20 protein-coding genes and 2 pseudogenes are annotated in these 22,817 nt (G+C 73.4%); 12 read left to right on the top strand and 10 right to left on the bottom strand.

Features of this window, described 5'->3' with window-relative positions:
* Positions 1–73 precede the first annotated feature (73 nt).
* On the top strand, positions 74–610 hold the full coding sequence (locus M2163_RS19900) for an HNH endonuclease (RefSeq protein WP_280851461.1): 537 nt from the start codon (positions 74–76) through the stop codon (positions 608–610).
* A gap of 87 nt (positions 611–697) precedes the next feature.
* Here the strand turns inward: M2163_RS19900 and M2163_RS19895 are convergent, their stop codons facing one another.
* From M2163_RS19895 to M2163_RS19885, 3 genes are read right to left on the bottom strand one after another with little or no spacing between them, the layout of a single operon-like run.
* On the bottom strand, positions 698–2,065 hold the full coding sequence (locus M2163_RS19895; protein WP_280894600.1) for an ABC transporter permease: 1,368 nt from the start codon (positions 2,063–2,065) through the stop codon (positions 698–700).
* Complete coding sequence (locus tag M2163_RS19890; protein ID WP_280851463.1) at positions 2,062–2,748, bottom strand: ABC transporter ATP-binding protein; 687 nt, start codon at positions 2,746–2,748, stop codon at positions 2,062–2,064. The genes M2163_RS19895 and M2163_RS19890 overlap by 4 nt, the downstream gene beginning before the upstream one ends.
* On the bottom strand, positions 2,745–3,278 hold the full coding sequence (locus M2163_RS19885) for a PadR family transcriptional regulator (RefSeq protein WP_280851464.1): 534 nt from the start codon (positions 3,276–3,278) through the stop codon (positions 2,745–2,747). The genes M2163_RS19890 and M2163_RS19885 overlap by 4 nt, the downstream gene beginning before the upstream one ends.
* 187 nt (positions 3,279–3,465) lie before the next feature.
* Between M2163_RS19885 and M2163_RS19880 the strand changes: the two genes are divergently transcribed.
* From M2163_RS19880 to M2163_RS19870, 3 genes are all read left to right on the top strand, one after another.
* A complete protein-coding gene (locus M2163_RS19880) occupies positions 3,466–3,681 on the top strand; it encodes a hypothetical protein (RefSeq protein ID WP_280851465.1) in 216 nt (71 codons plus the stop codon).
* Positions 3,682–5,736 carry a 4-alpha-glucanotransferase gene (gene malQ / locus M2163_RS19875; protein ID WP_280851466.1) on the top strand — a complete coding sequence of 685 codons (2,055 nt, stop codon included), beginning with the start codon at positions 3,682–3,684 and terminating at the stop codon, positions 5,734–5,736.
* Between the two features lie 69 nt (positions 5,737–5,805).
* The gene (locus M2163_RS19870; protein ID WP_280851467.1) at positions 5,806–6,102 is read left to right on the top strand and encodes a hypothetical protein; all 297 of its coding nucleotides are present in this window, start codon (positions 5,806–5,808) and stop codon (positions 6,100–6,102) included.
* Between the two features lie 135 nt (positions 6,103–6,237).
* Here M2163_RS19870 and M2163_RS19865 read toward each other — a convergent pair whose 3' ends face one another.
* Positions 6,238–6,804: a TetR family transcriptional regulator gene (locus M2163_RS19865; RefSeq protein WP_280894599.1), complete on the bottom strand. Its 567-nt coding sequence runs from the start codon at positions 6,802–6,804 to the stop codon at positions 6,238–6,240.
* 123 nt (positions 6,805–6,927) lie between these two features.
* Between M2163_RS19865 and M2163_RS19860 the strand changes: the two genes are divergently transcribed.
* Positions 6,928–8,364 (top strand): FAD-dependent monooxygenase, encoded by a 1,437-nt coding sequence (locus tag M2163_RS19860; RefSeq protein WP_280851469.1) that lies wholly within the window; start codon positions 6,928–6,930, stop codon positions 8,362–8,364.
* 9 nt (positions 8,365–8,373) lie between these two features.
* On the opposite strand, the gene M2163_RS19855 is transcribed toward M2163_RS19860, so the two are convergent.
* Complete coding sequence (locus M2163_RS19855) at positions 8,374–8,883, bottom strand: MarR family transcriptional regulator (protein WP_280851470.1); 510 nt, start codon at positions 8,881–8,883, stop codon at positions 8,374–8,376.
* 134 nt (positions 8,884–9,017) lie between these two features.
* On the opposite strand from M2163_RS19855, the gene M2163_RS19850 reads away from it, so the two are divergent.
* The 3 genes from M2163_RS19850 (at position 9,018) to M2163_RS19840 (ending at position 12,212) form a co-directional block, all read left to right on the top strand.
* Complete coding sequence (locus tag M2163_RS19850; RefSeq protein WP_280894598.1) at positions 9,018–9,965, top strand: EamA family transporter; 948 nt, start codon at positions 9,018–9,020, stop codon at positions 9,963–9,965.
* Positions 9,966–10,034: 69 nt separating this feature from the next.
* The gene (locus tag M2163_RS19845) at positions 10,035–11,375 is read left to right on the top strand and encodes a sigma-70 family RNA polymerase sigma factor (RefSeq protein WP_280851472.1); all 1,341 of its coding nucleotides are present in this window, start codon (positions 10,035–10,037) and stop codon (positions 11,373–11,375) included.
* A 78-nt stretch (positions 11,376–11,453) separates the two neighbouring features.
* On the top strand, positions 11,454–12,212 hold the full coding sequence (locus tag M2163_RS19840) for an SDR family oxidoreductase (protein WP_280894597.1): 759 nt from the start codon (positions 11,454–11,456) through the stop codon (positions 12,210–12,212).
* Here M2163_RS19840 and M2163_RS19835 read toward each other — a convergent pair.
* The 3 genes and pseudogenes from M2163_RS19835 to M2163_RS19825 all read right to left on the bottom strand — a co-directional run.
* Positions 12,181–13,353 (bottom strand): hypothetical protein, encoded by a 1,173-nt coding sequence (locus M2163_RS19835; RefSeq protein WP_280894596.1) that lies wholly within the window; start codon positions 13,351–13,353, stop codon positions 12,181–12,183. The genes M2163_RS19840 and M2163_RS19835 overlap by 32 nt on opposite strands.
* Positions 13,350–13,796, bottom strand: a pseudogene (locus tag M2163_RS19830) (ThiF family adenylyltransferase); the annotation flags it as partial. The pseudogene M2163_RS19830 and the gene M2163_RS19835, both read right to left, overlap by 4 nt.
* Positions 13,797–14,516: 720 nt before the next feature.
* Positions 14,517–14,822 (bottom strand): annotated as a pseudogene (locus M2163_RS19825) (ThiF family adenylyltransferase); the annotation flags it as partial.
* Between the two features lie 681 nt (positions 14,823–15,503).
* Between M2163_RS19825 and M2163_RS19820 the strand changes: the two are divergent.
* Positions 15,504–16,754 carry a M14 family zinc carboxypeptidase gene (locus M2163_RS19820; protein WP_280851474.1) on the top strand — a complete coding sequence of 417 codons (1,251 nt, stop codon included), beginning with the start codon at positions 15,504–15,506 and terminating at the stop codon, positions 16,752–16,754.
* A 287-nt stretch (positions 16,755–17,041) separates the two neighbouring features.
* Here the strand turns inward: M2163_RS19820 and pepN are convergent, their stop codons facing one another.
* Positions 17,042–19,618 (bottom strand): aminopeptidase N, encoded by a 2,577-nt coding sequence (gene pepN / locus M2163_RS19815; RefSeq protein WP_280851475.1) that lies wholly within the window; start codon positions 19,616–19,618, stop codon positions 17,042–17,044.
* Between the two features lie 158 nt (positions 19,619–19,776).
* On the opposite strand from pepN, the gene M2163_RS19810 reads away from it, so the two are divergent.
* Positions 19,777–20,250, top strand: coding sequence for a DUF1203 domain-containing protein (locus M2163_RS19810; RefSeq protein ID WP_280851476.1), 474 nt, complete (start codon positions 19,777–19,779; stop codon positions 20,248–20,250).
* Here the strand turns inward: M2163_RS19810 and M2163_RS19805 are convergent.
* Complete coding sequence (locus M2163_RS19805) at positions 20,247–21,263, bottom strand: aspartate-semialdehyde dehydrogenase (RefSeq protein ID WP_280894595.1); 1,017 nt, start codon at positions 21,261–21,263, stop codon at positions 20,247–20,249. The two genes, M2163_RS19810 and M2163_RS19805, sit on opposite strands and share 4 nt — an antisense overlap.
* 304 nt (positions 21,264–21,567) lie before the next feature.
* On the opposite strand from M2163_RS19805, the gene M2163_RS19800 reads away from it, so the two are divergent.
* Together M2163_RS19800 and M2163_RS19795 are read left to right on the top strand one after the other, a co-directional pair.
* Complete coding sequence (locus tag M2163_RS19800) at positions 21,568–22,101, top strand: sigma-70 family RNA polymerase sigma factor (protein WP_280851478.1); 534 nt, start codon at positions 21,568–21,570, stop codon at positions 22,099–22,101.
* A gap of 1 nt (position 22,102) precedes the next feature.
* Positions 22,103–22,804 (top strand): hypothetical protein, encoded by a 702-nt coding sequence (locus tag M2163_RS19795; protein WP_280851479.1) that lies wholly within the window; start codon positions 22,103–22,105, stop codon positions 22,802–22,804.
* Positions 22,805–22,817 lie beyond the last annotated feature (13 nt).

The raw sequence follows: 22,817 nt of genomic DNA, 5'->3' as shown, positions 1-22,817 counted from the left end.
CGGCCGAGAGGGGAGACTGACTGCAGTTCGTCCCGGCGCGAGCCACGCGCCGCCGACGCCCAAGGAGGCATCCGTGCCGCATGTCCTGGTACTCAACGCGTCGTACGAGCCCCTCGGCGTCGTACCGCTCCGCCGCGCGCTCGTCCTCGTCCTGGAGAACAAGGCCGTCTCCCTCGAGGAATCCGGCGCTTTCCTGCACAGCGCGACCGTCACAGTCCCCGCACCCAGCGTGGTCCGGCTCAAGCGATTCGTCCGGGTTCCCTACCGTGGGCCCGTTCCTCTCACCCGCAGGGCGCTCTTCGCCCGCGACGGGGGCCGGTGCATGTACTGCGGTGGCGTCGCAACCAGCGTCGACCACGTCATCCCGCGCAGCCGCGGGGGCAAGCACGTCTGGGACAACGTGGTGGCGTCCTGCCGGCGCTGCAACCACGTGAAGGCCGACCGGCACCTGTTCGAGATCGGCTGGCGGCTGCGCCACAAACCCGCTCCCCCCACCGGACTGGCCTGGCGCATCATCGGCACCGGCCACAGGGATCCGCGCTGGCTGCCGTACTTGCAGCCGTTCGGCGCGGAGGACGCCATGGCCCGGATCGACGGCATCTCAGCCTGACGACGATCCGGGCCTTTGTGTTGCCGCACGCGGTACGGATCCGGCCCCGGAGGTCCCCTGTTCCTCCGGGGCCGGACGGCTGCGCGGTCAGGTGTGCCGGAGCTCCGCGGGGCGCAGGGAGCGCCGCAGGAGGGGCAGCGAGGTGGCGGCGGCCAGGAGGCAGGCCGCGTACACCGCGACGGGCACCAGCAGGGCGTCGTACGGCAGGGCTGTCGGGGTGTGCCGTGCGGCCGGCGAGGCGTACCAGGCGCTGATCGCCATGCCGCCGCATCCCGCGAGCACGATCGCCGGGGCGAGCGGCAGCGCGGTCTCCAGGAGCAGCGCCCTGGCCAGCACCCGGTGCGGCACCCCCGCGGCGACCTGCGCGGCCAGGCCCCGGCGCCGGGTGGCCAGGGACTCCACGGTGCCGACGGCCAGCCCCGTGAGGACCAGTGCGAGGGCCACCAGGATCGCGGCGGCCGTCAGGTCGATGCCGGTCGTGTAGTACTCCACGTCCGCCGCCAGAGTCCCCTCCCGGCGCCTGTCGCGCAGGACCGCGAGCAGCACCTGCCGCACGCCCACGAAGCCCGAGCCGACGACCGTCACCAGCAGCACCGCGGCATGCGTACGCGCCGCCGCCCACGGGTCGTCCCGCAGCCGTTCCGCCGCGATCAGCACCGCCGGGCTCTGGGCGCGGGCGGCGAGCACCCCGCCCAGCCGCCGGGCCGCCGTACCGGCCAGGGAGACCGTCGCGCACCCCACGACCAGGACGACGGCGAACAGGGCCGCCGGGCCGAGGGCCACCTCGACGGGACCGCCCGTGAACGACCACACGACGACGAGCAGGGCCGTGACCCCGAGCAGCACGGTCACCACCCGCAGGGTCCGCCCCGGACCCCACACCGGCCGGGTGCGCCGGACCCAGCCCAGCGGCGAGGCCACCACCCGCCGCAGCGACAGCGCGCTCACCGCGGCGCCCAGTACCGGGACGGCCACGGCGACCAGGCCGACACCGGCCCAGACGAGGGCGGGCGGCCGCTCCCACAGCCGCAGCAGCAGCGGTGCGTACAGGGCCGTGGTCACCGCCGAACCCGCCAGGCACGCCGGCCCCGACTCCAGCGCCGCGATCCGCCGCACCTGCCCCGGGTCGGCGCCCGCCAGCCGCAGCGCGGCCAGCCGCCGGTCCCGGTGCACCGCGCCGAGGCGCGCGCACTGCCCGACGAAGCCGAGCACCGGGATCAGCAGCAGCGCCAGGACGACGCTCACGTTCCGCCGGTCGCCCGCCGAGTTCAGCAGTCCCGCCCCGAAGGACACCGAGTAGTACCCGTCCAAGGAGTTCAGCGCGACGACCGCCGCCCCGATGCCGGTCGCGAGCATCGCCCCGACGGCCGTGAGCCCGATCCGCCACCACTCCCGCCGGTCGGACCCGCGGGTGAGCAGCCAGGCCGTCCGCAGATCCCGCCGCAGCGTCCTCACGCCGTCACCCCCACCGGTACGACGGCCCCGTCGCCCATCCGCACCTCGCGGTCCGCGTACGCCGCCACCTGGGCGTCGTGCGTGATCAGCAGGACCGCCGTGCCCGACTCGCGGGCCGTGTGGACCAGGGCCGTCATGACCTGCTCGCTCGCCAGGGAGTCCAGCGCGCCGGTCGGCTCGTCGGCGAAGACGACCTTCGGGCCGGTGATCAGGGCCCGGGCCAGCGCGGTCCGCTGGGCCTGCCCGCCGCTCATCTCGCCAGGTCGCAGCCCGGCCTGGCCGCGCACCCCGAACCGCTCCAGCCACGCGCCGGCCCGCGTGTGGGCGTCGGCGCGGGAGAGGCCCGCAAGGAGCAGCGGCAGCGCGACATTGTCGAGCGCCGTCAGCTCGGGGATCAGCTGCCCGAACTGGAAGACCACGCCGAACTCCGTACGGCGCAGCTCGCTCAGCCGCTTCTCGGGCAGCGCGTCGAGGCGCTCACCGCCGTAGGACACCGCACCGGCGTCCGGCCGGACGATCCCGGCCAGGCAGTGCAGCAGCGTCGACTTCCCACTGCCGCTGGTGCCGGTGACGGCGAGGATCTCGCCGGCGTCCAGGTGGACCGAGGCGCCGCGCAGGGCCGGTGACCTGCCGTACGTCTTCACGAGGTCGCGGGCCGCGAGCAGCGGCTCTGGGTTGCTCATGCTGAGTCGACCTCCGCGGTCAGTGAGGTGAGCCGGGCCGCCGTGGTGGTCATCCAGCGGAGGTCGGCGTCGAGGTGGTTGAGGGCGTAGTCCGCCGAGAGCACGGTCGCGAGGTCGGCCCCCTGGGCGGTCTTGACCGCCGTGAGCTCCCGCATCCGCGCCATGTGGGCGGCGCGCTGGGCCCGGAGATAGGCGTCCGGGTCGCCGCCGGACAGGATCGAGACGACGACCTTGGCGAAGATCTCGTTGGTCACGAAGGGCGCGGGCGGGGCGATCTGCCCGGCCCACTCGGCCAGTTCCCGTGCGCCCGCCTCCGTGGAGCGGTACCTGGTGCGCTCGGGGCCGCCGTCGGAGTCGGTGCCCTCGACCTCGGCGAGTCCGTCGCGGACCAGGCGCTGGAGGGTCGTGTAGACCTGCCCGTAGGCCAGCGGACGGGCCTCGGGGAAACGGTCGTCGTGGCGTCGCTTGAGGTCGTAGCCATGGCTCGGCCCTCCGGCGAGCAGCCCCAGCAGGATGTGGCGGGTGCTCATGGTGATCAGTATGCACCACGTACATGTACTGAGTGAATAGTGATCAGTGCACAGCGATCAGTGGACGGAAGCGGCCGGGACGCGGAACATGACGAACAGCACGTTCTCCCCTCTCGCACGTCTGCCGTCGCGTCCTGTGGGTAGGGCTGCGGTAACCCCCGTCGTCGTACTCGACAAGGAGGCCCCCGTGGCCGCATCGGCACCCCTTCTGCTCCCGGCCCTGTCCAAACCCGAGGCGCCCGCTGAGCACTTCTGTGTCTTCAGCGCCGAGGGCGCCTGCACCGAGACCCCCCTCACCAGCGAACCGCCCCTGCCCGACGCCGAGCAGCCCCTCACCAGCGAGCCGCCGCTCGCCGACACCGCCTCCCTGACCAGCGAGTCCGACGCTTACCTGGAGCCGTAGATGGTGGCGCCCCCCGGTCCGGAGTTGTCGCGGCTGGCCGAGTCCTACGGCGTCGCCACCTCCTACCAGCCCGCCCCGGACCGTACGGTCGCCGCCTCCGCCACCGCCGTCACCCTGGCCCTGGCCGCCCTCGGGGTCGACGCGGGCGATCCGGCCGCCGCGCTCGCCGCCCGGGAGCGCGAGCTGCGCGCGCGCCTGCTGCCGCCGACGGTGGTGTGCTGGAGCGGCAGCCCGCCCGCCTTCGTCGCCGACCTGCCCGAGGGCACCCGGCTGCGCATCACCACCGAACAGGGCGAGACCCGCGCCTCCGCCGACCGACTCCCGCCCGGTGTCCACCGGTTGACCGCCACCGCCCCCGACGGCCGCACCGGCGACGCACACCTGATCGTGGCCCCGCCGCGGCTGCCGGCACCCCCCGGGCGGTCGTACGGAATCCTCGTCCAGCTCTACTCCCTGCTCTCCCGGCGCTCCTGGGGCATGGGCGACCTCGGCGACCTCGCCGAACTGACCTCCTGGGCCGGGCGCGCCCTCGGCGCCGGCTTCGTCCAGGTCAACCCGCTGCACGCGGCCGTGCCCGGCGCCCCCACCGACCCGTCCCCCTACCGCCCGTCCTCGCGCCGCTTCCCCGACCCGGTGCACCTGCGGATCGAGGACATCCCCGAGTACGCCCACGTCACGGACCCGGACCGGCTGCGGACCCTGCGCGAGCGGGCCGAGCGGCTGCGCGAGTCCGTGCTGGAGAAAGGCGCGCTGATCGACCGGGACGCGGTGTGGGAACTGAAGCGGGAGGCCCTCGAACTCGTCCGCGAGGTCCCGCTCGGACCCGGCCGCCGCGCCGCCTACGCCGACTATCTCGCCGAGGGCGGCCAGGCCCTGGAGGACCACGCGACCTGGTGCGCGCTGGCCGAGGCGCACGGCTCGGACTGGCGCGGCTGGCCCCCCGGCCTGCGCGACCCGCGATCCGCCGAGACGGCCCGCGCCCGCCGTGAGCTGATGGACCGCGTCGACTTCCACTGCCGCCTCGCCTGGCTCACCGAGAGCCAGCTCGGTGCCGCGCAGCGCACCGCGCGGGAGGCGGGGATGCCGCTGGGCGTCGTGCACGACCTCGCGGTGGGTGTCCATCCCGAGGGCGCGGACGCGTGGGCCCAGCAGGCGTACTTCGCGGCCGGGATGTCCGTGGGAGCGCCCCCGGACGCCTTCAACGCCCGCGGCCAGGACTGGGGGCTGCCGCCGTGGCGCCCTGACCGGCTCGCGGAGTCCGGCTACGCGCCGTACCGGCAGCTGCTGCGGGCCCTCTTCCGGTACGCGGGCGCGCTGCGCATCGACCACGTCATGGGCCTGTTCCGGCTGTGGTGGGTCCCGCAGGGGCACCCGCCGACCGAGGGCACCTACGTCCGCTACGACGCGGAGGCCATGCTCGCCGTGCTCGTCCTGGAGGCCTCGCGGGCCGGGGCGGTGGTCATCGGCGAGGACCTCGGCACGGTCGAACCCGGGGTGCGGGAGGCGCTGCGGGAGCGGGGGGTGCTGGGGACGTCGGTGCTGTGGTTCGAGCGGGACTGGGAGGGCGACGGACGCCCGCTGCCGCCCGAGCGCTGGCGCGCCGACTGCCTGGCGACGGCGACCACGCACGACCTGCCGCCCACCGCCTCCCGCCTCACCGGCGAACATGTCGAACTCCGCGACAGCCTCGGTCTGCTGACCCGGCCGCTGGACGAGGAGCGCGCGGAGGCCGCGGCGGACACGGGGGAGTGGCTGGAGCTGCTGGCCCGGCTCGGACTGCTGCACGGCACGGGCGGCGGTGCCGACCCCTCCTCCGAGGAGGCGCAGATCCAGGCCGTGCACCGGTACCTGCTGAACACCCCGGCCCGCATGGTGGGGGTCTGGCTGCCGGACGCGGTGGGGGACCGCCGCCCGCAGAACCTGCCGGGCACGTGGGACCAGTACCCGAACTGGCGGCTGCCGATCGCGGACGGGGAGGGGCGGGCGGTGACGCTGGAGGACCTGGCGGGGTCCGCCCGGCTGCACGCGCTGGTGGAGGTGCTGCGGGCGCCGTAGGGATGCTGCGGGCGCCTCATACGGCACCCCGGACGCGCGGCCCGAACCGCCGTTGGATACTTTGACTCCGTGGACAAGAAGAACGCCCTGCGCGCCGGCGCCCTGGTGGCCGGTACGACGCTGATGATGCTGCTCATGTCGTCCCCCGCCTCCGCGCTGAACCGCGACGACGGTGACGACCCCGGCACGGGCCTGAGCGTCATCGAGACGCTGGGACTGTTCGTCGTGGCCCCGATCGTGCTGTTCGCGGTCATCGCCGGCCTGGTGATGGTCCTGGACAAGTCCAAGGAAGAGCACCGGGTGACCAGCCGCAACATCCGGACCAAGCCCGCCGGGGCCGAGGCCAAGGCCGGCTCCAAGGCCTGACATTACCTTTGCCGGGGCACTGACCCCGGCTTTCCGGGGCACCGACCTCGACTCCAGGGGCGCCGGCCCCGCCGCACGCACGCGCGTCAGCCGTACGTGGGCGAGGCCGGCGCCCCTGTGCATCGCGCGGGCGGGTCAGGGGCTCGGCGCGGTGAGGTACCGCTGCACCGTGGGCGCGAGCCACGCGACGATCTCCTCGCGGGCCAGCGCCACGGTCGGCGGGAACCGCAGGACGTACCGGGTCAGCGCGAGCCCCAGCAGCTGCGTGGCGGCCAGCGCGGCCCGCGCGGGAGCCTGCTCCGGGCCCGGACACACCCGCAGGGCCACCGGCAGCACCTGCTCCCCGAAGATGCCCTGCATCCGCTCGGCCCCCGCCTGATTGGTCGCGCCGACCCGCAGCAGCGCGGTCAGCACCTCGTTCTCCTCCCACAGGTCAAGGAAGCGCGACACGAGGGCGCGGCCGATGTCGTGCCGGGGTAGTGAGCCGGTGTCCGGCAGCCTCAGGTCGACGGAGACGGCCGCCGCGAACAGGCCCTCCTTGTTGCCGTAGTAGCGCATCACCATGGACGGGTCGATGTGCGCGTCCTTGGCGATGGCGCGGATGGTGGCCCGCTCGTAGCCGTCGGCGGCGAAACGCTCGCGGGCCGCGGCGAGGATCGCGTCGCGGGTCTCGTCGGAGCGGCGGCGGGGGGTTTCGTTCATGCCGGAGATCGTATGCCAACGGTTGTGGGCCAACAAGTGTTGACCGCGCGGGAGAGGTGCGGCTACGTTGGTCAACGAGCGTTGGCCAACAAGCGTTGGCGTAATGAGCGACAGGAGGTCCTCATGAACCGCACCCCCGTGATCGTCGTCGGCTCCGGCCCCACCGGCCTGCTGCTGGCCGGTGACCTGGCCACCGCCGGCGTCCCCGTCACCGTCGTCGAGAAGCGGCCGCACCGGATCAGCAACCTCTCCCGGGCCTTCGTCCTGCACGCCCGCACCCTGGAGCAGCTCGACGCCCGCGGTCTCGCCGACGGTCTGGAGGCGGTGGGGCAGCGTCTGGACCGACTCCGGCTGTTCGGCAGCCTGACCATCGGCCTGGAGGACCTCCCCTCCCGTTTCCACCACCTCCTGGTCCTGCCGCAGTACGAGGTCGAGAAGGCCCTGGAGCGGCGGGCGGTGGAAGCGGGCGTCGACTTCCGGTACGAGACCGGGGTGACGGGCCTGTCCCAGGACGAGAACGGCGTGACGGTGCGGGTCGAGGGACCGGACGGTGTCACGGAGTCCCTGCGCGCCGAGTACGTCGTGGGCGCCGACGGCATGCGCAGCACCGTGCGCGACGCGATCGGGCTGCCCTTCCCCGGTCACTCGGTGATCCGTTCGGTGGTCCTGGCGGACGTCCGCCTCGCCGAGCAGCCCGAGACCCTGCTCACCGTCAACGCCGTGGGAGACGCCTTCGCCTTCATCGCCCCCTTCGGCGACGGCTACCACCGGGTCATCGCCTGGAACCGCGCCCGTGACGTCGCCGACAGCGAGCCCCTCGACCTCGACGAGATCAAGGAGGTCGCCCGGCTCGCCCTGGGCCGGGACTTCGGGATGCACGACGCCCGCTGGATGTCCCGCTTCCACAGCGACGAACGCCAGGCCCCCGCCTACCGGGTGGGCCGGGTCTTCCTGGCCGGCGACGCCGCCCACGTCCACACCCCGGCCGGCGGTCAGGGCATGAACACCGGGCTCCAGGACGCGGCGAACCTGAGCTGGAAGCTGGCCCAGGTGACGGGCGGGCACGCGGGCCCCGACCTCCTGGACAGCTACCAGTGCGAACGCCACCCCGTCGGCAGGGCCGTGCTCCGCAGCAGCGGCGGCATCGTCCGCCTCGCGATGGCCAGGCGCCCCTGGGAGCTGGCCCTGCGCGCCGCGCTCACCACCGTCCTCGACCACGTCGGCCCGGCCCGCCGCAGAATGCTCGGCCAACTCACCGGAATCGGCTACAAGTACGCCGCCCCGCGCTCCGCCCACCCCCTGACGGGCACCCGGGTCCCCGACGTGGCCCTCGCGGACGGCGGCCGCCTCCACGAGTCCCTGCGCGGCGGCAGGTTCGTCCTGATCACCCCCGCCCCCTCCCTCGACCCGGGCCCCCGCAAGGACCGCCTCGCCGTGGAACGCTGGGCGAGCGGACGGCGTACGACCGTACTGGTGCGGCCCGACGGATACGTGGGGTGGGCGAAGGAGGAGGCGACGCCGGCGGACATCGAGGCGGCACTCGCCGGCCACGTCGGCTGAGTTCCGTCGTCACTCCCCGGAGTTCTGCGTCCCCTCCAGCAACTTCCGCAACAGGTCGGCCAGTTGGCCGGCCTGTTCGTCGTCGAGGGCGGACAGGGCCTGTGTCTGGGCGGCGAGGCCCGCTCCGACCGCCTCGTCGATGACGCTCAGGCCCTTCTCCGTCAGGGTGACCTGGAGGCCTCGGCGGTCGTGGGGGTCGGGGGAGCGGCGGAGGAGCCCGGCGCGCTCCAGTCGGTCGAGGCGGCCCGTCATGCCGCCCGTGGTGAGCATCAGCGTCGAGGAGAGCCGGCGGGGCGAGAGGGTGTACGGCTCGCCGGCGCGGCGGAGGGTGGCGAGGACGTCGAACTCGCCGCGGGAGATGCCGTAGGGGGCGTACACCTTGTCCACGCGGTCGCCCATGGTGCGGGCGAGGCGGTAGACGCGCCCGAAGACCTCCATGGCCCGGGTGTCGAGGTCGGGCCGCACGGCCGCCCACTGGTCGATGATCGCGTCGACGGCGTCCTTGCGCTGTGCACTCATGCCCCGAGTATCCGCACGCCTCGGCTCGCCCGCAAGAAAGTGGATGAGAAGAAAGTAGCTCGGCGGAAAGTGGCTTGCGGAAAAGTAGCTTAGGAGTAAGCTACTTTTTGCACAGCCGATCTCGAGGGGGAGCCATGAGAACGCAGACCGCCCACCGTCCCGTCACCATCCTGCTCACCGCCCTCGCCCCCGTCTCCTGGGGCACCACCTACGCCGTCACCACCGAGTTCCTCCCGCCCGACCGGCCCCTGTTCACCGGCATGATGCGGGCGCTGCCCGCCGGGCTCGTGCTCCTCGCCCTCGCGCGTGTGCTGCCGCGTGGCGTCTGGTGGGGGAAGGCGGCCGTGCTCGGGGCGCTGAACATCGGGGCCTTCTTCCCGCTGCTGTTCCTGTCGGCGTACCGGCTGCCGGGCGGGATGGCCGCCGTGGTCGGGTCGGTGGGGCCGCTGATCGTCGTCGGACTGTCGGCCGGGCTGCTGGGGCAGCGGCCCACCGCCCGGAGCGTGCTGACCGGACTCGTGGCCGCGTTCGGCGTGAGCCTGGTCGTGCTCAAGGCGGCCGGGGCCCTCGACCTCGTCGGTGTCCTCGCGGCGCTCGCGGCCACCGCCTCCATGTCCCTCGGTACCGTGCTGACCAAGCGCTGGGGCCGCCCCGACGGCGTCGGCCCCCTCGCGCTCACCGCCTGGCAGCTCACCGCGGGCGGTCTGCTGATCGCGCCGCTCGCCCTCCTCGCCGAGGGCGCCCCGCCCGCGCTCGACGGGCCCGCGGTCGGCGGCTACCTCTACCTCGCGCTGGCGAACACGGCGGTGGCGTACTGGCTCTGGTTCCGCGGCATCGGCCGCCTCACCGCCACCCAGGTCACCTTCCTCGGCCCGCTGTCCCCCCTGACCGCCGCGGTCGTCGGCTGGGCGGCGCTGGGACAGACGCTCACACCTCTCCAGCTCACGGGCATGGCGCTGGCTTTCGGGGCGACCGTGGCGGGCCAGTTGGGCGTACGGCCGCCCGCCCGGCCCGCGTTCGGTCCCGCCGAGCGGGATCCCCGCGGAACCACGGACCTGGCGTCCGCGACGCTTCGCCGGTAGGGGCGCGCGCACCGCGACGGCGCTGTAGCGTCACTCCGACACCGCGTTACGAAACTCCCGGAGGCGCACATGGCCACAGAAGTCTGCGCGGTGTGCGGGAACCCGCTCGCCGCGCGAGCCGGCCGCACCGGCCGCGGCTCCGTCTACTGCTCCGCCGCCTGCCGGCAGAAGGCGTACCGGGAACGCCGCCGGCCGCAGGGCCTCACGGTGCAGGGGCTCATCGACGACATCGGGCGGCAGGCGGGGCGGCTGGCACCGCAGCCCGCGGACGCCCTCTACTCGACCGTCAGCGAACTGGCCGCGTCCGTGGCGCAGTTGAGGCGCGTGGCCCGTACGGCACGGGACACCGTCCGGGACTCCGGGGATTGCGTCACGGCCACCCCCGTGACGCAACCCGCCGGCCCCGCCCCCGTCGCCCACCTCACCGAGACCGACTTCGCCGCCCTCACCGAGCAGTACCGCCGTGAGATCCAGGTGCACTGCTACCGCATGACGGGGTCCTACGACGAGGCCGAGGACCTGGTGCAGGAGACCTTCCTGCGGGCCTGGCGGGCGCGGGACGGGTTCCAGGGCCGGGCGAGCGCGCGGACCTGGCTGTACCGGATCGCCACCAACACCAGCCTGGACCTGCTGCGCCGGACCGCGCGCCGCCCTCAGCGGTACGAACCGGTGCCCGGGATGAACCACGGCGACGGGGAGCCGCCCGCCCGTATCACCTGGCTCCAGCCCTACCCCGACGACGAGATGCCCCTCACCGAGGAGCACGAGCAGCCCGAGTCCGCCGCGGTCTCCCGCGAGACCCTGGAGCTCGTCCTGCTCGCCGCGATCCAGCATCTGCCCCCGCGTCAACGGGCCGCACTGGTCCTGCGCGACGCCCTCGGACTGACCGCGGCCGAGACCGCCGAGGCCCTGGAGACCAGCGTGGCCTCCGTCAACAGCGCGCTCCAGCGGGCCCGGCCCGCCCTGCGCCAACACCTGCCCCGGGAACGCTCCGACTGGCGGGCTCCGGTGCCCACCCAGGACCAACAAGCCGTACTGGACCGGTACATGGCGGCCGTCGGACGGCTCGACTTCGACGCGATGGCCACGCTGCTCACCGAGGACGTCATCCTCACCATGCCGCCGAACCCGTTCTGGTTCACCGGCCGGGACGCGATCATCGACTTCGTGCGGGTCAGCCTCGATCCCGGCTCCCCGATGTTCCTCGGGCACTGGCGCAGCCTGCCCACCCGGGCCAACGGCCAGCTCGCGGCGGCGAACTACGTCCGCAGGCCCGGGACCAGCGTCTACCGGGCCCAGGTCCTGGACGTCCTGCGCTTCGCGGACCGGGGTCACGGTGACCGCATCGCGGAGATCACCTCCTTCGAGCCGCACCTCTTCCCCGCGTTCGGGCTGCCCCTGCGGCTGTGACGATGAGCGTCGGGGAAGTCGTACGTCTGCATGGATGTCCGGGCCTCACACACGAACCCTTTCCGAGGAGACATCACCATGCTGCTCACCGACAAGACCGCGATCGTCTACGGCGCCGGCGGATCCATCGGCGGCGCGGTCGCCCGTGCCCTCGCCGAGCAGGGCGCCAGGGTCCACCTCGTCGGCCGCACCCGGCAGTCCCTGGAGGCGGTGGCCGCCGACATCAAGAACGCCGAGGTCGCCGTCGTGGACGCGCTCGACGAGGCGGCCGTGGAGGCGCACGCCGACCGGGTCGGCGCCATCGACATCTCCTTCAACCTGGTCACGCGCGGCGATGTGCAGGGCGCGCCGCTCACCGACATGGCGGTCGACGACTTCATGCGGCCGGTCACCGACGGTCTGCGCGCCAACTTCATCACCGCCCGTGCCGCCGGACGCCGTATGGCCGCGCGCGGCTCCGGTGTGATCCTCGCCCTCAACAGCGGTTCCGCGCACGGCAGTCCGATGATGGGCGGCACCGGGCCCGCGGACGGGGCGATCGACACGCTCGTGCGCAACCTGGCGATCGAGCTGGGGCCGCGCGGGGTGCGGGCGGTCGGGCTGTGGGTGGCCGGGGTGCCCGAGACGTTCACCGTGGAGAAGCTCTCCGCGGTCAACCCGGCGATCGACGAGAGTGCCGTCCAGGGCATCGTCGACCACCTCGCCGGGATGCGCATGACCCGGCGCAACCCCACCCTCGCCGAGATCGCCGCCACCGCGGTGTTCCTGGCCTCCGACCACGCGGGCGGCATCACCGGCACGTTCGTCAACGCGACGGGCGGGATGGTGTCCGTCTGAGCCCGCGGCCGCGCCACCAGGTCCGCAGCCACAGGGCGTGCAGCCCGCCGAGCGTGACGACGACGGCGATCCCGTCCAGCCGGTCCCGAACCGACCGCCCGGCAGCCGACTTGACCAGGGCGCGGGTGAACAGCGTGATGTCCGCGGGCAGGGTGACGGCGGCGAAGAACGCGAGGCACAGCGTGATGCCGAGGACCAGCACCACGCTGTACGCGCGCACGGCCCGCCGTTCGTGCGCGGGCAGTGCGCGGCTCGGGTCCCGCCCGCCGCGCCGCAGCAGACGCCGGGCCCGGTACCTCGTGTACGCCACCCCGTCCCCGAACAGGTCGCGGCAGCGGGTGAGGTCCTGGAGGACGAAGTAGAGGTCGGTCCGCATGAAGACCAGGAGCTGGAAGGGCAGCGGGAGCAGGGCGAGCAGCGCCACGGCGGCGAGCACGCGCCGGGGTGCGCCGGTCGTGGCACCCGCGGCGAGGGCGGCCAGGGAAGCGGCCGTCAGGTTGGTCGCGATGCCGGCGAGGTAGGCGGTCAACCGGTGTCGGCGCGGGGCGAGTTCGATCCCGCTGATGTCCGTCTGCATGACCAGGAACTGGAGCCGCGTGCCGAGCCGCATCCGCCCCGCCACGCCGGTCGCGCGGGCCGTCAGCAGGTGGGCGCACTCGTGGAGCAGCAGCAGGCTCCAGCCGACGCCCGCGCCGAGGGCGAGGACCGCGCTGCCGTGCGAACTCCACAGCAGCGTGCGGTAGTCGAGCGGCACGGGCGGCCGGGAGAGCACGGTGGCCGCGATCAGCAGGAGGACCGCGGCCGGGACGGCGGGACTCAGCAGCCAGCGCACATGACGGGGCCGTATCCATGCCAACGTCGGTGCCGGCGGCGGCTCCTGCTCGACCGCACGGCCGTCCACCTCCGCGACGAACCCGAGGTCCAGCAGGGCCTGGACGAAGTCCGGTACGTCGATGTCGTCACCGGTGCGGACGCGGAGCCGTTCGCCGACCTCGGCCGGGGTCAGGCCCTCGTCGAGCAGGTCGAGGGCCTGCTTGCCCACCTCGGGCAGGGCGACGAACCGGCCGGTCGCCCTGCGGCCCACGATCCACTCGTCGCCGTCGGGGCGGGAGTCCAGCGGATGCAGCCGTACCCGGTTCACGCACGGTCCCCGCAGGCCGGGCAGTCCGGGCGGCGGGGGGTGCGCCGGTGGACGGGATCGCCGGGGAGCATGAGGTTCATCCCGAAGCGGAAACCCGGCTCCAGCGCGGGGACCCCGGTCAGCAGGGCGAGGGCCGCGTGGGCGAGCAGCGCGCCCGAGAGTCCGGCGGTGACGGCGCTCGCCGGGTTCCACGGCATGCGGGGCGAGGCGACCTCCGGGTCCTGGTCCGGGCCGAGCCGCAGGTCGCGCCGGGCGATCTCGCCGTCCCGCAGACACTCCCAGCAGGCGCCCTGCCCGGGCACGTACACCCCGGCGGTCACGAGGGGCCCCCGGTACCCGGCGTCGACCCACGGCAACCCGACGGCCAGGCACACCCGGTTGGCCCAACGGCGGATGTCGTCGGGGCGGTCGGCGGCGAGGACGAGAAGGTCGTAGGCGGGGGAACCCGGCCCACCGGCGTCCGCCGGCTCCGCGCGCCCCTCCGGCCGCTCGGCGTCCGCGGCCTCCGCCGGGTCGTCCCTGCTGTGGGCGGCCGTCAGCTCCGCCGGGTGGTCCCGTTGACGGGCGGCCGCCAGCTCCGCCGGGTGGTCCCGTCGATGGGCGGTCATCGGGTCCGCCCGGTCGGCCGGGTCATGGGCGGCCAGCTGTTCCGCCGGGGCGTCCGGCCCACTGGGGGGCGTCGGTTGCGCCGGGTGGTCCGGCCCACTGGCCGTCGTCGGCTGTGCCGGGTGGTCCGGCCCTCCGGCGATCACCTGCTTCGCCAGGTCGTTCGGCCCGTAGGCGGTCACCGGATCCGTCAGGCGGTCCAGCCCAACGGCGGCCGTCAGCTCCGCCGGGTGGTCCCGTCGATGGGCGGTCATCGGGTCCGCCCGGTCGGCCGGGTCGTGGGCGGTTGCCTGATCCGCCAGGTCGTCCGGCCCACTGGCGGTCGTCGGCTGTGCCGGGGCGTCCGGCCCACTGGCGGGCGTCGGCTGTGTCGGGGCGTCCGGCCCGTCGGCGATCACCTGCTCCGTCCGGTCGCCGTCCGGTCCGTCGGTGGTCACCTGCCTCGCCAGGGTGTTCGGTCCGTCGGCGGTCATCTGATCTGTCAGGGCGTCCAGCCCGACGGCGACCACCGGCGAAGGCGGATCCTCCGGTCCTCCGGCGGTCACCAGATCTGTCAGGTCCTGGGGCCCCCGCACCTCCCTCCGCTCGCCGGTCACCGTCACGTCCGAGTTCAGTGCCCGCAGGGTCGCCACCGCCGCCTCCACCTTGGGGCGGCCGAGGTCGGACTCGCGGTACAGGGGCTGGCGGTTGAGGTTGGAGAGTTCGACCACGTCCGGGTCGACGCAGTGGACGTGGCCCACGCCGGACGCGACCAGGGCCTGCGCCGCGTGGCCGCCGGTGCCGCCGACACCGATCAGGAGCACCCGGGCCCCACGCAGGCGGAGCTGGGCGTCCCAGGGGCCGGTGCGCGGGGAGAGGTCCATCCAGCGGAGCAGCGGGACGCCACGGCTGTAACGGTCCTCCTCGCGGGACGGCACCGGCACGGGCGCCCCCGCGTCGTCCACGAAACCGGCGGCCAGCAGGTCCGCCATCGCCTGGCGGGCGTCCGCGCCGGACAGCTCCGGGTGCGCCCCCAGCACCTCGGCGACCACCTCCGAGGGCCCCCGTGTCCCGTCCATCGCCGCCACGAGCGTCCACACCCAGCCCTGCGGGTCCGCGATCTCCGCGCCGATGCCGTGGATCACGCTGCCGACGCGGACGTTGCCGTCGACCGTGCGGTAGGCGCGGTGCTCGGGCTTGATCCGGGGCCGCCGGAACGCCTCGACCGTCACCGCCGCCGCCTCCGTCATCAGGGCCCCCTACCCGTCACACGTACACCTCCTTGACACTCTGACTCCCTCGGCACAGCCTTGACAAGAGCGGTCAGCGATCGCTTCGGAAAGGTCAAATCCCGTACTGAGGCGAGGTGTTGAGATGCCGACAAAGATCGTGATCCGCCCCTTGGACAAGAAGGAGACCACAGGGGAGAGCGGCGGCAACGGCGGCAGCTGAGAGGAGCTGACATGCCCGTCAAGATCGTGATTCGCCCGCTGGACAAGAAAGAGACCACTGGGGACAGTAATTCCCAGGGTGCTTGATCGGATCACCAGCGTGGGAGGACCGGCGTGCGGACTTCGCTCTATCCGGCAGTCGACGAACTGGAGCGAAGGGCCCGCACGCTGGTCCGCGCCGCCCCCGGTCTGCTGCGGTTGAGCCGGGTCGGACGGAGCCGGGCGGGGCGCCCGCTGTGGCTGCTGTCCGCCGGGCACGGCGACCGCCACATCCTCGCGGTGGCCGGCGCCCACGCCAACGAACCGGTGGGCGGCGCCTCGGCGTTGCGGCTCGCCGCCCTCTTCGCCCGCCGGCCCCGCCTGCTCGAACCCCTCGGCTGCACCTGGCACTTCCTGCTCTGCCTCGACCCCGACGGGGCCCACCTGGCGCACGGCTGGCAGCCGGAGCAGCCCGAGCCGTCACTGACGGAGTGTCACCGCTCCTTCTACCGGCCCGCGTTCGCCCGCCAGCCGGAGTCCCTGCCCGTGCCGCCCGGCAGACCCCTGCCCGAGTCGGCCGCGCTCGTCCGGCTCCTCGACGAGCTGCGGCCCGTCGCCCAGTTCACCCTGCACGGCATCGAGTTCGGCGGTGCGTTCGTGATGATGACGCGGGAGGTGCCCGGCGCCGCGGAGGCGTTCCGGCGGACGGCGGCGCACCTGCGCGTCCCCGTCGACCGGCACCCCGTAGACGGCCCCGACTGGCGGCTCGACCCGCCCGGTGTCCTGGTGCTGCCCGACGGCCATGGCGGGGGCGAACGCGACCCGAGCGGCTATGTCGCCGAGAGCACCTGGTTCCACCCCCGCCGCCACGGCACCCTGACCACCCTGATCGAGACCCCCGCCTGGGCCGTGCCCTCGGTGAGCGACACCCGGCCCGTGACCGACCCGGACCGCGAGGCCGCCCGGCTGGGGGAGGTGCTGCTGGGCCGGACCGCGGAACTCGCGGCCGTCCTCGGGACACGGCTGGAGACGGCCGTACCGCAGGATCTGGCACCGCTGGGGGACGCCGCGCGGGAGCTCCTGGACGTGGCGCCGTCGATCGTCGCGAGCTGGGCGGCGGAGGAACCCGGGCGGTTCCAGGGCCACTTCGCGACCCGGGGGATCTCCGCCCGCCGTATCCCGCTCAGGGTGGCGGCGATGGCGAGCCGCGCCCTGGCCCGCACCGACCCGGGGGCCACCGAGATCCTCGACGACCTGGTGCGCGAGTGGAGCCAGGAGCTGGAGAAGACGTACGACCTGCGCTGGGTGCCGGTGGCCGCGCAGACCGGTCTGCATGTGCGGACGATGCTGAACACCGCCCGGCTGGTGTGCGCGGGAGGCGGCTGACCCGGACCGACCGCCTCCCGCCGGACTGCCGGCCTACCGGCTTCTCGCCGGACCGCCGGCTTCCTGCCGGACCGTGCCGACTTCCCGTCGGCCCACCGGCCCACCGGCCCACCAGCCCACCGGCCCACCGGCCCACCGGCCCACCGGCCCACCGGCCCACCGGCCCACCGGCCCACCGGCCCACCGGCCCACCGGCCCACCGGCCCACCGGCCCACCAGCCCACCGACTTCCCGTCGGCTGCCCGGTCTGCCTGACCGGCCCGCCCGGCCACCCGCCTCCCGTCGGCCTACTGGGCCGCCTGCGCGTCTGCCGCCTGGGCCTTCAGGGCCCGCTCCACGCCCGCGCGGGACTCGGAGACGAGCCGGCGCAGGGCCGCGTTCGGCTCGGCCGAGGCCAGCCAGGCGTCCGTCCTGTCCAGGGTCTCCTGGGAGACCTGGAGCGAGGGGTAGAGGCCGACCGCGATCTGCTGGGCGATCTCGTGCGAACGGGACGCCCAGATGTCCTTGACCACCTCGAAGTACCGCTCCGTGTACGGCGCGAGCAGCTCCCGCTGGTCGGTCTGCACGAACCCGCCGATGACGGCCTCCTGCACGGCGTTGGGCAGCTTGTCGGACTCGACGACCTGCGCCCAGGCCTCCGCCTTGGCCTCCTCGGTCGGCCGCGAGGCACGGGCGGTGGCCGCGTGCCGCTCACCGGCGGCGGTCTTGTCCCGCTCGTACTCGGCGGTGATCTCCGACTCGTCGTAGCGGCCCACGGAGGCCAGCCGCTGCACCAACGCCCAGCGCAGCTCCGTGTCGACGGCGAGGCCCTCGACGACCTGCGACCCGTCGAGCAGCCCCTCCAGGAGGTCCAGCTGCTCCGGCGTACGGGCCGTCGCCGCGAACGCCCGCGCCCACGCCAGCTGGTGGTCGCTGCCCGCCGCCGCGGACCTGAGGTGGGCCAGCGTGGCGTCGGTCCAGCGGGCCAGCAGGGCCTCGCGGGCGGTGGGGGCGGCGTACAGCTCGATCGCCAGCTTCACCTGCCGGTGCAGCGACTGCACGACACCGATGTCGGACTCCTTGCCGATGCCGGAGAGGACCAGCGAGAGGTAGTCGCGAGTCGCGAGTTCGGCGTCCCGCGTCATGTCCCACGCCGACGCCCAGCACAGCGCGCGCGGCAGGGACGACTCGAAGTCGCCCAGGTGCTCGGTCACGAAGGCCAGCGACTGCTCGTCGAGGCGGACCTTGGCGTACGAGAGGTCGTCGTCGTTGAGGAGCACGACCGCCGGGCGGCGCTTGCCGACCAGCTGCGGTACGGCCGTCAGCTCGCCGTCGACGTCCAGCTCGACGCGCTCGTCGCGCACCAGCTTGCCGCTGGCGTCGTCCAGCTCGTACAGGCCGACGGCGATGCGGTGCGGGCGCAGGGTCGGCTCGCCCTTCGCGCCGGCGGGCAGCGCCGGGGCCTCCTGGCGGATGGCGAAGGAGGTGATGACACCGTTGCCGTCGGTCTCGATCTCCGGGCGCAGGACGTTGATGCCGGCCGTCTGGAGCCACTTCTGCGACCAGGTCCCGAGGTCACGGCCGGAGGTCTCCTCCAGCGCGCCCAGCAGGTCGGACAGGCGGGTGTTGCCGAACGCGTGGCGCTTGAAGTACGCCTGCACACCGCCGAAGAACTCGTCCTCGCCCACGTAGGCGACGAGCTGCTTGAGCACGGAGGCGCCCTTGGCGTACGTGATGCCGTCGAAGTTGACCAGCACGTCGTCCAGGTCGCGGATCTCGGCCATGATCGGGTGCGTGGACGGCAGCTGGTCCTGACGGTACGCCCACGTCTTCATCGAGTTGGCGAACGTGGTCCAGGAGTGCGGCCACCGGCTCTCCGGGGCGTACGCCTGGCAGGCGATGGAGGTGTAGGTGGCGAACGACTCGTTCAGCCACAGGTCGTTCCACCACTCCATGGTCACGAGGTCGCCGAACCACATGTGGGCCAGCTCGTGCAGGATGGTCTCGGCGCGCATCTCGTACGCGGCGTCGGTCACCTTGGACCGGAAGACGTACTGGTCGCGGATGGTGACGGCACCCGCGTTCTCCATCGCGCCCGCGTTGAACTCCGGCACGAACAGCTGGTCGTACTTCTTGAACGGGTACGCGTAGTCGAACTTCTCCTGGAACCACTCGAAGCCCTGCCGGGTGACCTCGAAGATGGCGTCCGAGTCGAGGTGTTCGGCGAGCGAGGGCCGGCAGTAGATGCCCAGCGGCACGGACTGGCCGTCCTTCTCGTACACGCTGTGCACGGAGTGGTACGGGCCGACGATCAGGGCCGTGATGTACGAGGAGATCCGCGGGGTCGGCTCGAAGACCCAGACGTCGTCCTTCGGCTCCGGCGTCGGGGAGTTGGAGATGACCGTCCAGCCGGTCGGCGCCTTCACGGTGAACTGGAAGGTGGCCTTCAGGTCGGGCTGCTCGAAGGAGGCGAAGACGCGGCGGGCGTCCGGCACCTCGAACTGCGTGTACAGGTAGGCCTGCTGGTCGACCGGGTCGACGAAGCGGTGCAGGCCCTCACCGGTGTTGGTGTAGGCGGCGTCGGCGACGACCCGCAGGATGTTGCGGCCCTCCAGCAGGCCCGGCAGGGCGATACGGGAGTCCGCGAAGACCTCCGCCGGGTCGAGCGCGTCGCCGTTCAGCGTGACCTCGTGGACCGTGGGGGCCACCAGGTCGATGAACGACTCGGCACCGTTCTCGGCGACATCGAAGCGCACCGTGGTCACGGACCGGTAGGTACCGCCCTCCTGCGCGCCGGAGAGGTCGAGATCGATCTCGTAGGACTCGACGCTGAGCAGCTTCGCCCGCTGCTGAGCCTCTTCGCGGGTCAGGTTTGTGCCAGGCACGCGGTCATCTCCTTGTTTCCTCGATATGAGTAGGTTCGGCGGTTCGGTCATCCTTCCACGAACTGCCTCCGACGGATCGGGGGATTACCCTGCGGTTTCGGGGACGCCCCGTCTGATTTCCGCCGGTCATCCGCGCGCGGCGGCGCCAGCCTGGTCCCATGACGACCTACACCGCACGCCCCGTCGCACCCGCCACCCTGAAGGAACTCCGCACCGCCGACGACGCCGGCCGCCCCCTGTCCCCCTTCACCGACGAGGAGGGCGGCGCCCCGCTCCGCTGCTGTCTGCGCCGCAGCGAGCCGGGTGAGCGGATCGCGCTGGTCTCCTACGCACCCCTGCGCCGCTGGGCGGCCGGGACCGGCGCCGAGCCCGGGGCGTACGACGAACAGGGCCCGGTCTTCCTCCACGCCGAGGAGTGCGCGGGGCCGGACGGACGCGAGGGGTATCCCTTCGCGGGCACCCACCGGACCGTGCGCCGCTACTCCCGCGACGGGCACATCCTGGGCGGAGAACTGGTCGAGGAGCTGGGCGACGACGCCTTCCGAAACGCGTTCGACGACCCGTCCGTGGCACTGGTCCACGTCCGGGCCGTCGAGTACGGCTGTTTCCTCTACGAGGTCAGGAGGCCCTAGCCCTTGAGCTCGGCCGCCACCAGCTCCGCGATCTGGACCGCGTTCAGCGCGGCGCCCTTGCGGAGGTTGTCGTTGGAGATGAACAGGGCGAGGCCGTTGTCCACGGTCTCGTCGCGGCGGATGCGGCCGACGAAGGAGGCGTCCTGGCCGGCGGCCTGGAGCGGGGTCGGGATGTCCGAGAGGGTCACCCCGGGGGCGCCCGCCAGGATCTCCGTCGCGCGCTCCGGGGAGATCGGGCGGGCGAAGCGGGCGTTGACCTGGAGGGAGTGACCGGAGAAGACCGGCACGCGCACACAGGTGCCGGAGACCTTCAGCTCGGGGAGTTCCAGGATCTTGCGGGACTCGTTGCGGAGCTTCTGCTCCTCGTCGGTCTCGTTCAGGCCGTCCTCGACGAGGTTGCCGGCGAAGGGCAGCACGTTGAAGGCGATGGGCCGCTTGTAGACCTGCGGCTCGGGGAAGTCGACCGCCGAGCCGTCATGGGTGAGCTTGTCCGCGTCGGCGACGACCTTCTGCACCTGGCCGTGCAGCTCCGCCACGCCCGCGAGGCCCGAGCCGGACACCGCCTGGTAGGTGGTGGCGATCAGCGTCAGGAGGCCCGCCTCGGCGTCCAGCACCTTCAGGACCGGCATCGCGGCCATCGTGGTGCAGTTCGGGTTGGCGATGATGCCCTTGGGGCGGTCCGCGATGGCGTGCGGGTTCACCTCGGAGACGACCAGCGGGACCTCGGGGTCCTTGCGCCAGGCCGAGGAGTTGTCGATCACGACCGCGCCCTGCGAGGCGACCTTCTCGGCCAGTGCCTTCGAGGTCGATCCGCCCGCGGAGAACAGCACGATGTCCAGGCCGGTGTAGTCGGCCGTCGCCGCGTCCTCGACCGTCACGCCGTCCAGGACCGAGCCCGCCGAGCGCGCGGAGGCGAACAGGCGCAGCTCCGTGACCGGGAAGTTCCGCTCCTTGAGGATCCCGCGCATGACCGTGCCGACCTGCCCGGTGGCTCCGACGATTCCGACCCTCACGGTGACTCCTTCTGCGTGTCCTGGTTGTGTCTGCGGCTTTTCCATCATGCGGCCGACCGGGGTCAGCCTGTCCAATTCTTTGTGCTCCATGCTCGAAAGCTGGGACGCCCGCCGTCGCCCCGCCGTTGCGGAACACCCGTCGCACCCCGGCTGAACTGGAGAAATTCGCTCTCCCAGGGCACTGTGCCGCAAGCCGTGCGGTCCCGCGCGCCGGGTGTGACGTACACCTCGAAGAAAAAGTCCCGGACCCCGCCGAACGTTTTCCGCCCCACCCGCGTCGTAGGAGAAACGCGGTGAGGGGAGGGTGTCTGTGCTGCGCAGAATCGCCCGCCGTGGCCAGGGGGAACAGCATGGGGACCCCCTGGACGCGGCGCAGGAACGCCGGGTGCGGGCCGTGCTCGCCCTGGGCGGGGTGCCGCAGGCGGACCTGCCGGACGGGGTGCAGCAGGTCCGCCTGCGGTTGCTGGAGCGGGCGGCGAAGGGGTACGAGGCGCCGCGGGACGTGTCCGCGTGGGCGGCCGTCGTCGCCTCCAACCTCGCCATGGACTGGCACCGGGCCAAGAAGCGCCAGGAGCGGCTGGGGGAGCGGCTGGCCTCGCTCCGGCAGCACGAGCACCCCTCGGGGGAGGACACCAGCGTGCTCTCCCTGGCCGTCGCCCAGGGCCTGGACGAGCTGCCCGACCAGCAGCGCCAGGTCCTGGTGCTGCGGTTCTTCGCCGACCTGCCGGTGCGCTCGATCGCCCAGGAGCTGGGCGTCCCGGAGGGCACGGTGAAAAGCCGCCTGCACACGGCGGTGCGGGCCCTGCGCACCCGCCTGCACGAGGACGAGGTGGTGTGACATGAGCGCGGAACACGACGGTCTCGACGCCCTGATGGCCGCCCTCACCGACGAGCCGCTGCCCGAGAGCGCCGCCGCCGACCCGGCTTTCCTCGCCGAGCACCGCTCGGCCCGTGCCGACATCGCCCTGCTGAAGGAGCAGCTCGCGGTCATCGGGGGCACGCTCGCCGAAACGGCGCCCGCCGCGCAACGCGTTCCCGTACGGCCCTCCCGGACCCGGCGGCGCGCCCGCACCTTCGCCTTCGGCACCCTCGCGGTGGCCGCCGCCGCGAGCGTCGTCACGGGCCTCGGCTGGCTCCTCGGGCACAGCGGCGCGCAGGAACTGTCCTCGGGTGGCAGCGCGGACTCGGACGCCAAGGCGGAGGCGGGGGTCCGCTTCGGCGGCCCGGCCTACCTGGCCTGCGCCGCCACGGTCGCCGAGGGCGAGGTCACGATGGTCAAGGAGCTCCCCGCCACCGGGGAACTACAGGTCACCGTGCACGTGACCCGCTACTTCAAGCCGGACCGGGGAACGGACCACCTCACCTACGTCATCGGCGCGTACGACCTTCCCGAGCCCTTCACCCGGGGCACCCGCGTCCTGTTCGGCGTGACCGAGGGCTCACCGAGTCCCGACCAGTGGGTCGTCGGGGAACAGCAGATCGCCCGGGAGCGGGCCTGGATCGTCGCCTCGCTGCCCCAGTCGCGCACGATGCCCTGCTGAGGCGGGCAACGAG

It is taken from the genome of Streptomyces sp. SAI-135, assembly GCF_029893805.1.
In the GTDB taxonomy this organism is placed as follows: Bacteria; Actinomycetota; Actinomycetes; order Streptomycetales; family Streptomycetaceae; genus Streptomyces.
Note: the sequence above shows the minus strand (reverse complement) of the source record. Positions and strands in the feature narration are given on the sequence as shown.

What these genes read in the sequence shown, in the direction of transcription:
- M2163_RS19890 (WP_280851463.1), bottom strand. Translation starts at nt 2,748, where the DNA reads ATGAGCAACCCAGAGCCGCTGCTCGCGGCCCGCGACCTCGTGAAGACG.
- M2163_RS19810 (WP_280851476.1), top strand. Translation starts at nt 19,777, where the DNA reads ATGACGACCTACACCGCACGCCCCGTCGCACCCGCCACCCTGAAGGAA.
- M2163_RS19850 (WP_280894598.1), top strand. Translation starts at nt 9,018, where the DNA reads ATGAGAACGCAGACCGCCCACCGTCCCGTCACCATCCTGCTCACCGCC.
- malQ (WP_280851466.1), top strand. Translation starts at nt 3,682, where the DNA reads ATGGTGGCGCCCCCCGGTCCGGAGTTGTCGCGGCTGGCCGAGTCCTAC.
- M2163_RS19840 (WP_280894597.1), top strand. Translation starts at nt 11,454, where the DNA reads ATGCTGCTCACCGACAAGACCGCGATCGTCTACGGCGCCGGCGGATCC.
- M2163_RS19855 (WP_280851470.1), bottom strand. Translation starts at nt 8,883, where the DNA reads ATGAGTGCACAGCGCAAGGACGCCGTCGACGCGATCATCGACCAGTGG.
- M2163_RS19845 (WP_280851472.1), top strand. Translation starts at nt 10,035, where the DNA reads ATGGCCACAGAAGTCTGCGCGGTGTGCGGGAACCCGCTCGCCGCGCGA.
- M2163_RS19795 (WP_280851479.1), top strand. Translation starts at nt 22,103, where the DNA reads ATGAGCGCGGAACACGACGGTCTCGACGCCCTGATGGCCGCCCTCACC.
- M2163_RS19885 (WP_280851464.1), bottom strand. Translation starts at nt 3,278, where the DNA reads ATGAGCACCCGCCACATCCTGCTGGGGCTGCTCGCCGGAGGGCCGAGC.
- M2163_RS19865 (WP_280894599.1), bottom strand. Translation starts at nt 6,804, where the DNA reads ATGAACGAAACCCCCCGCCGCCGCTCCGACGAGACCCGCGACGCGATC.
- M2163_RS19860 (WP_280851469.1), top strand. Translation starts at nt 6,928, where the DNA reads ATGAACCGCACCCCCGTGATCGTCGTCGGCTCCGGCCCCACCGGCCTG.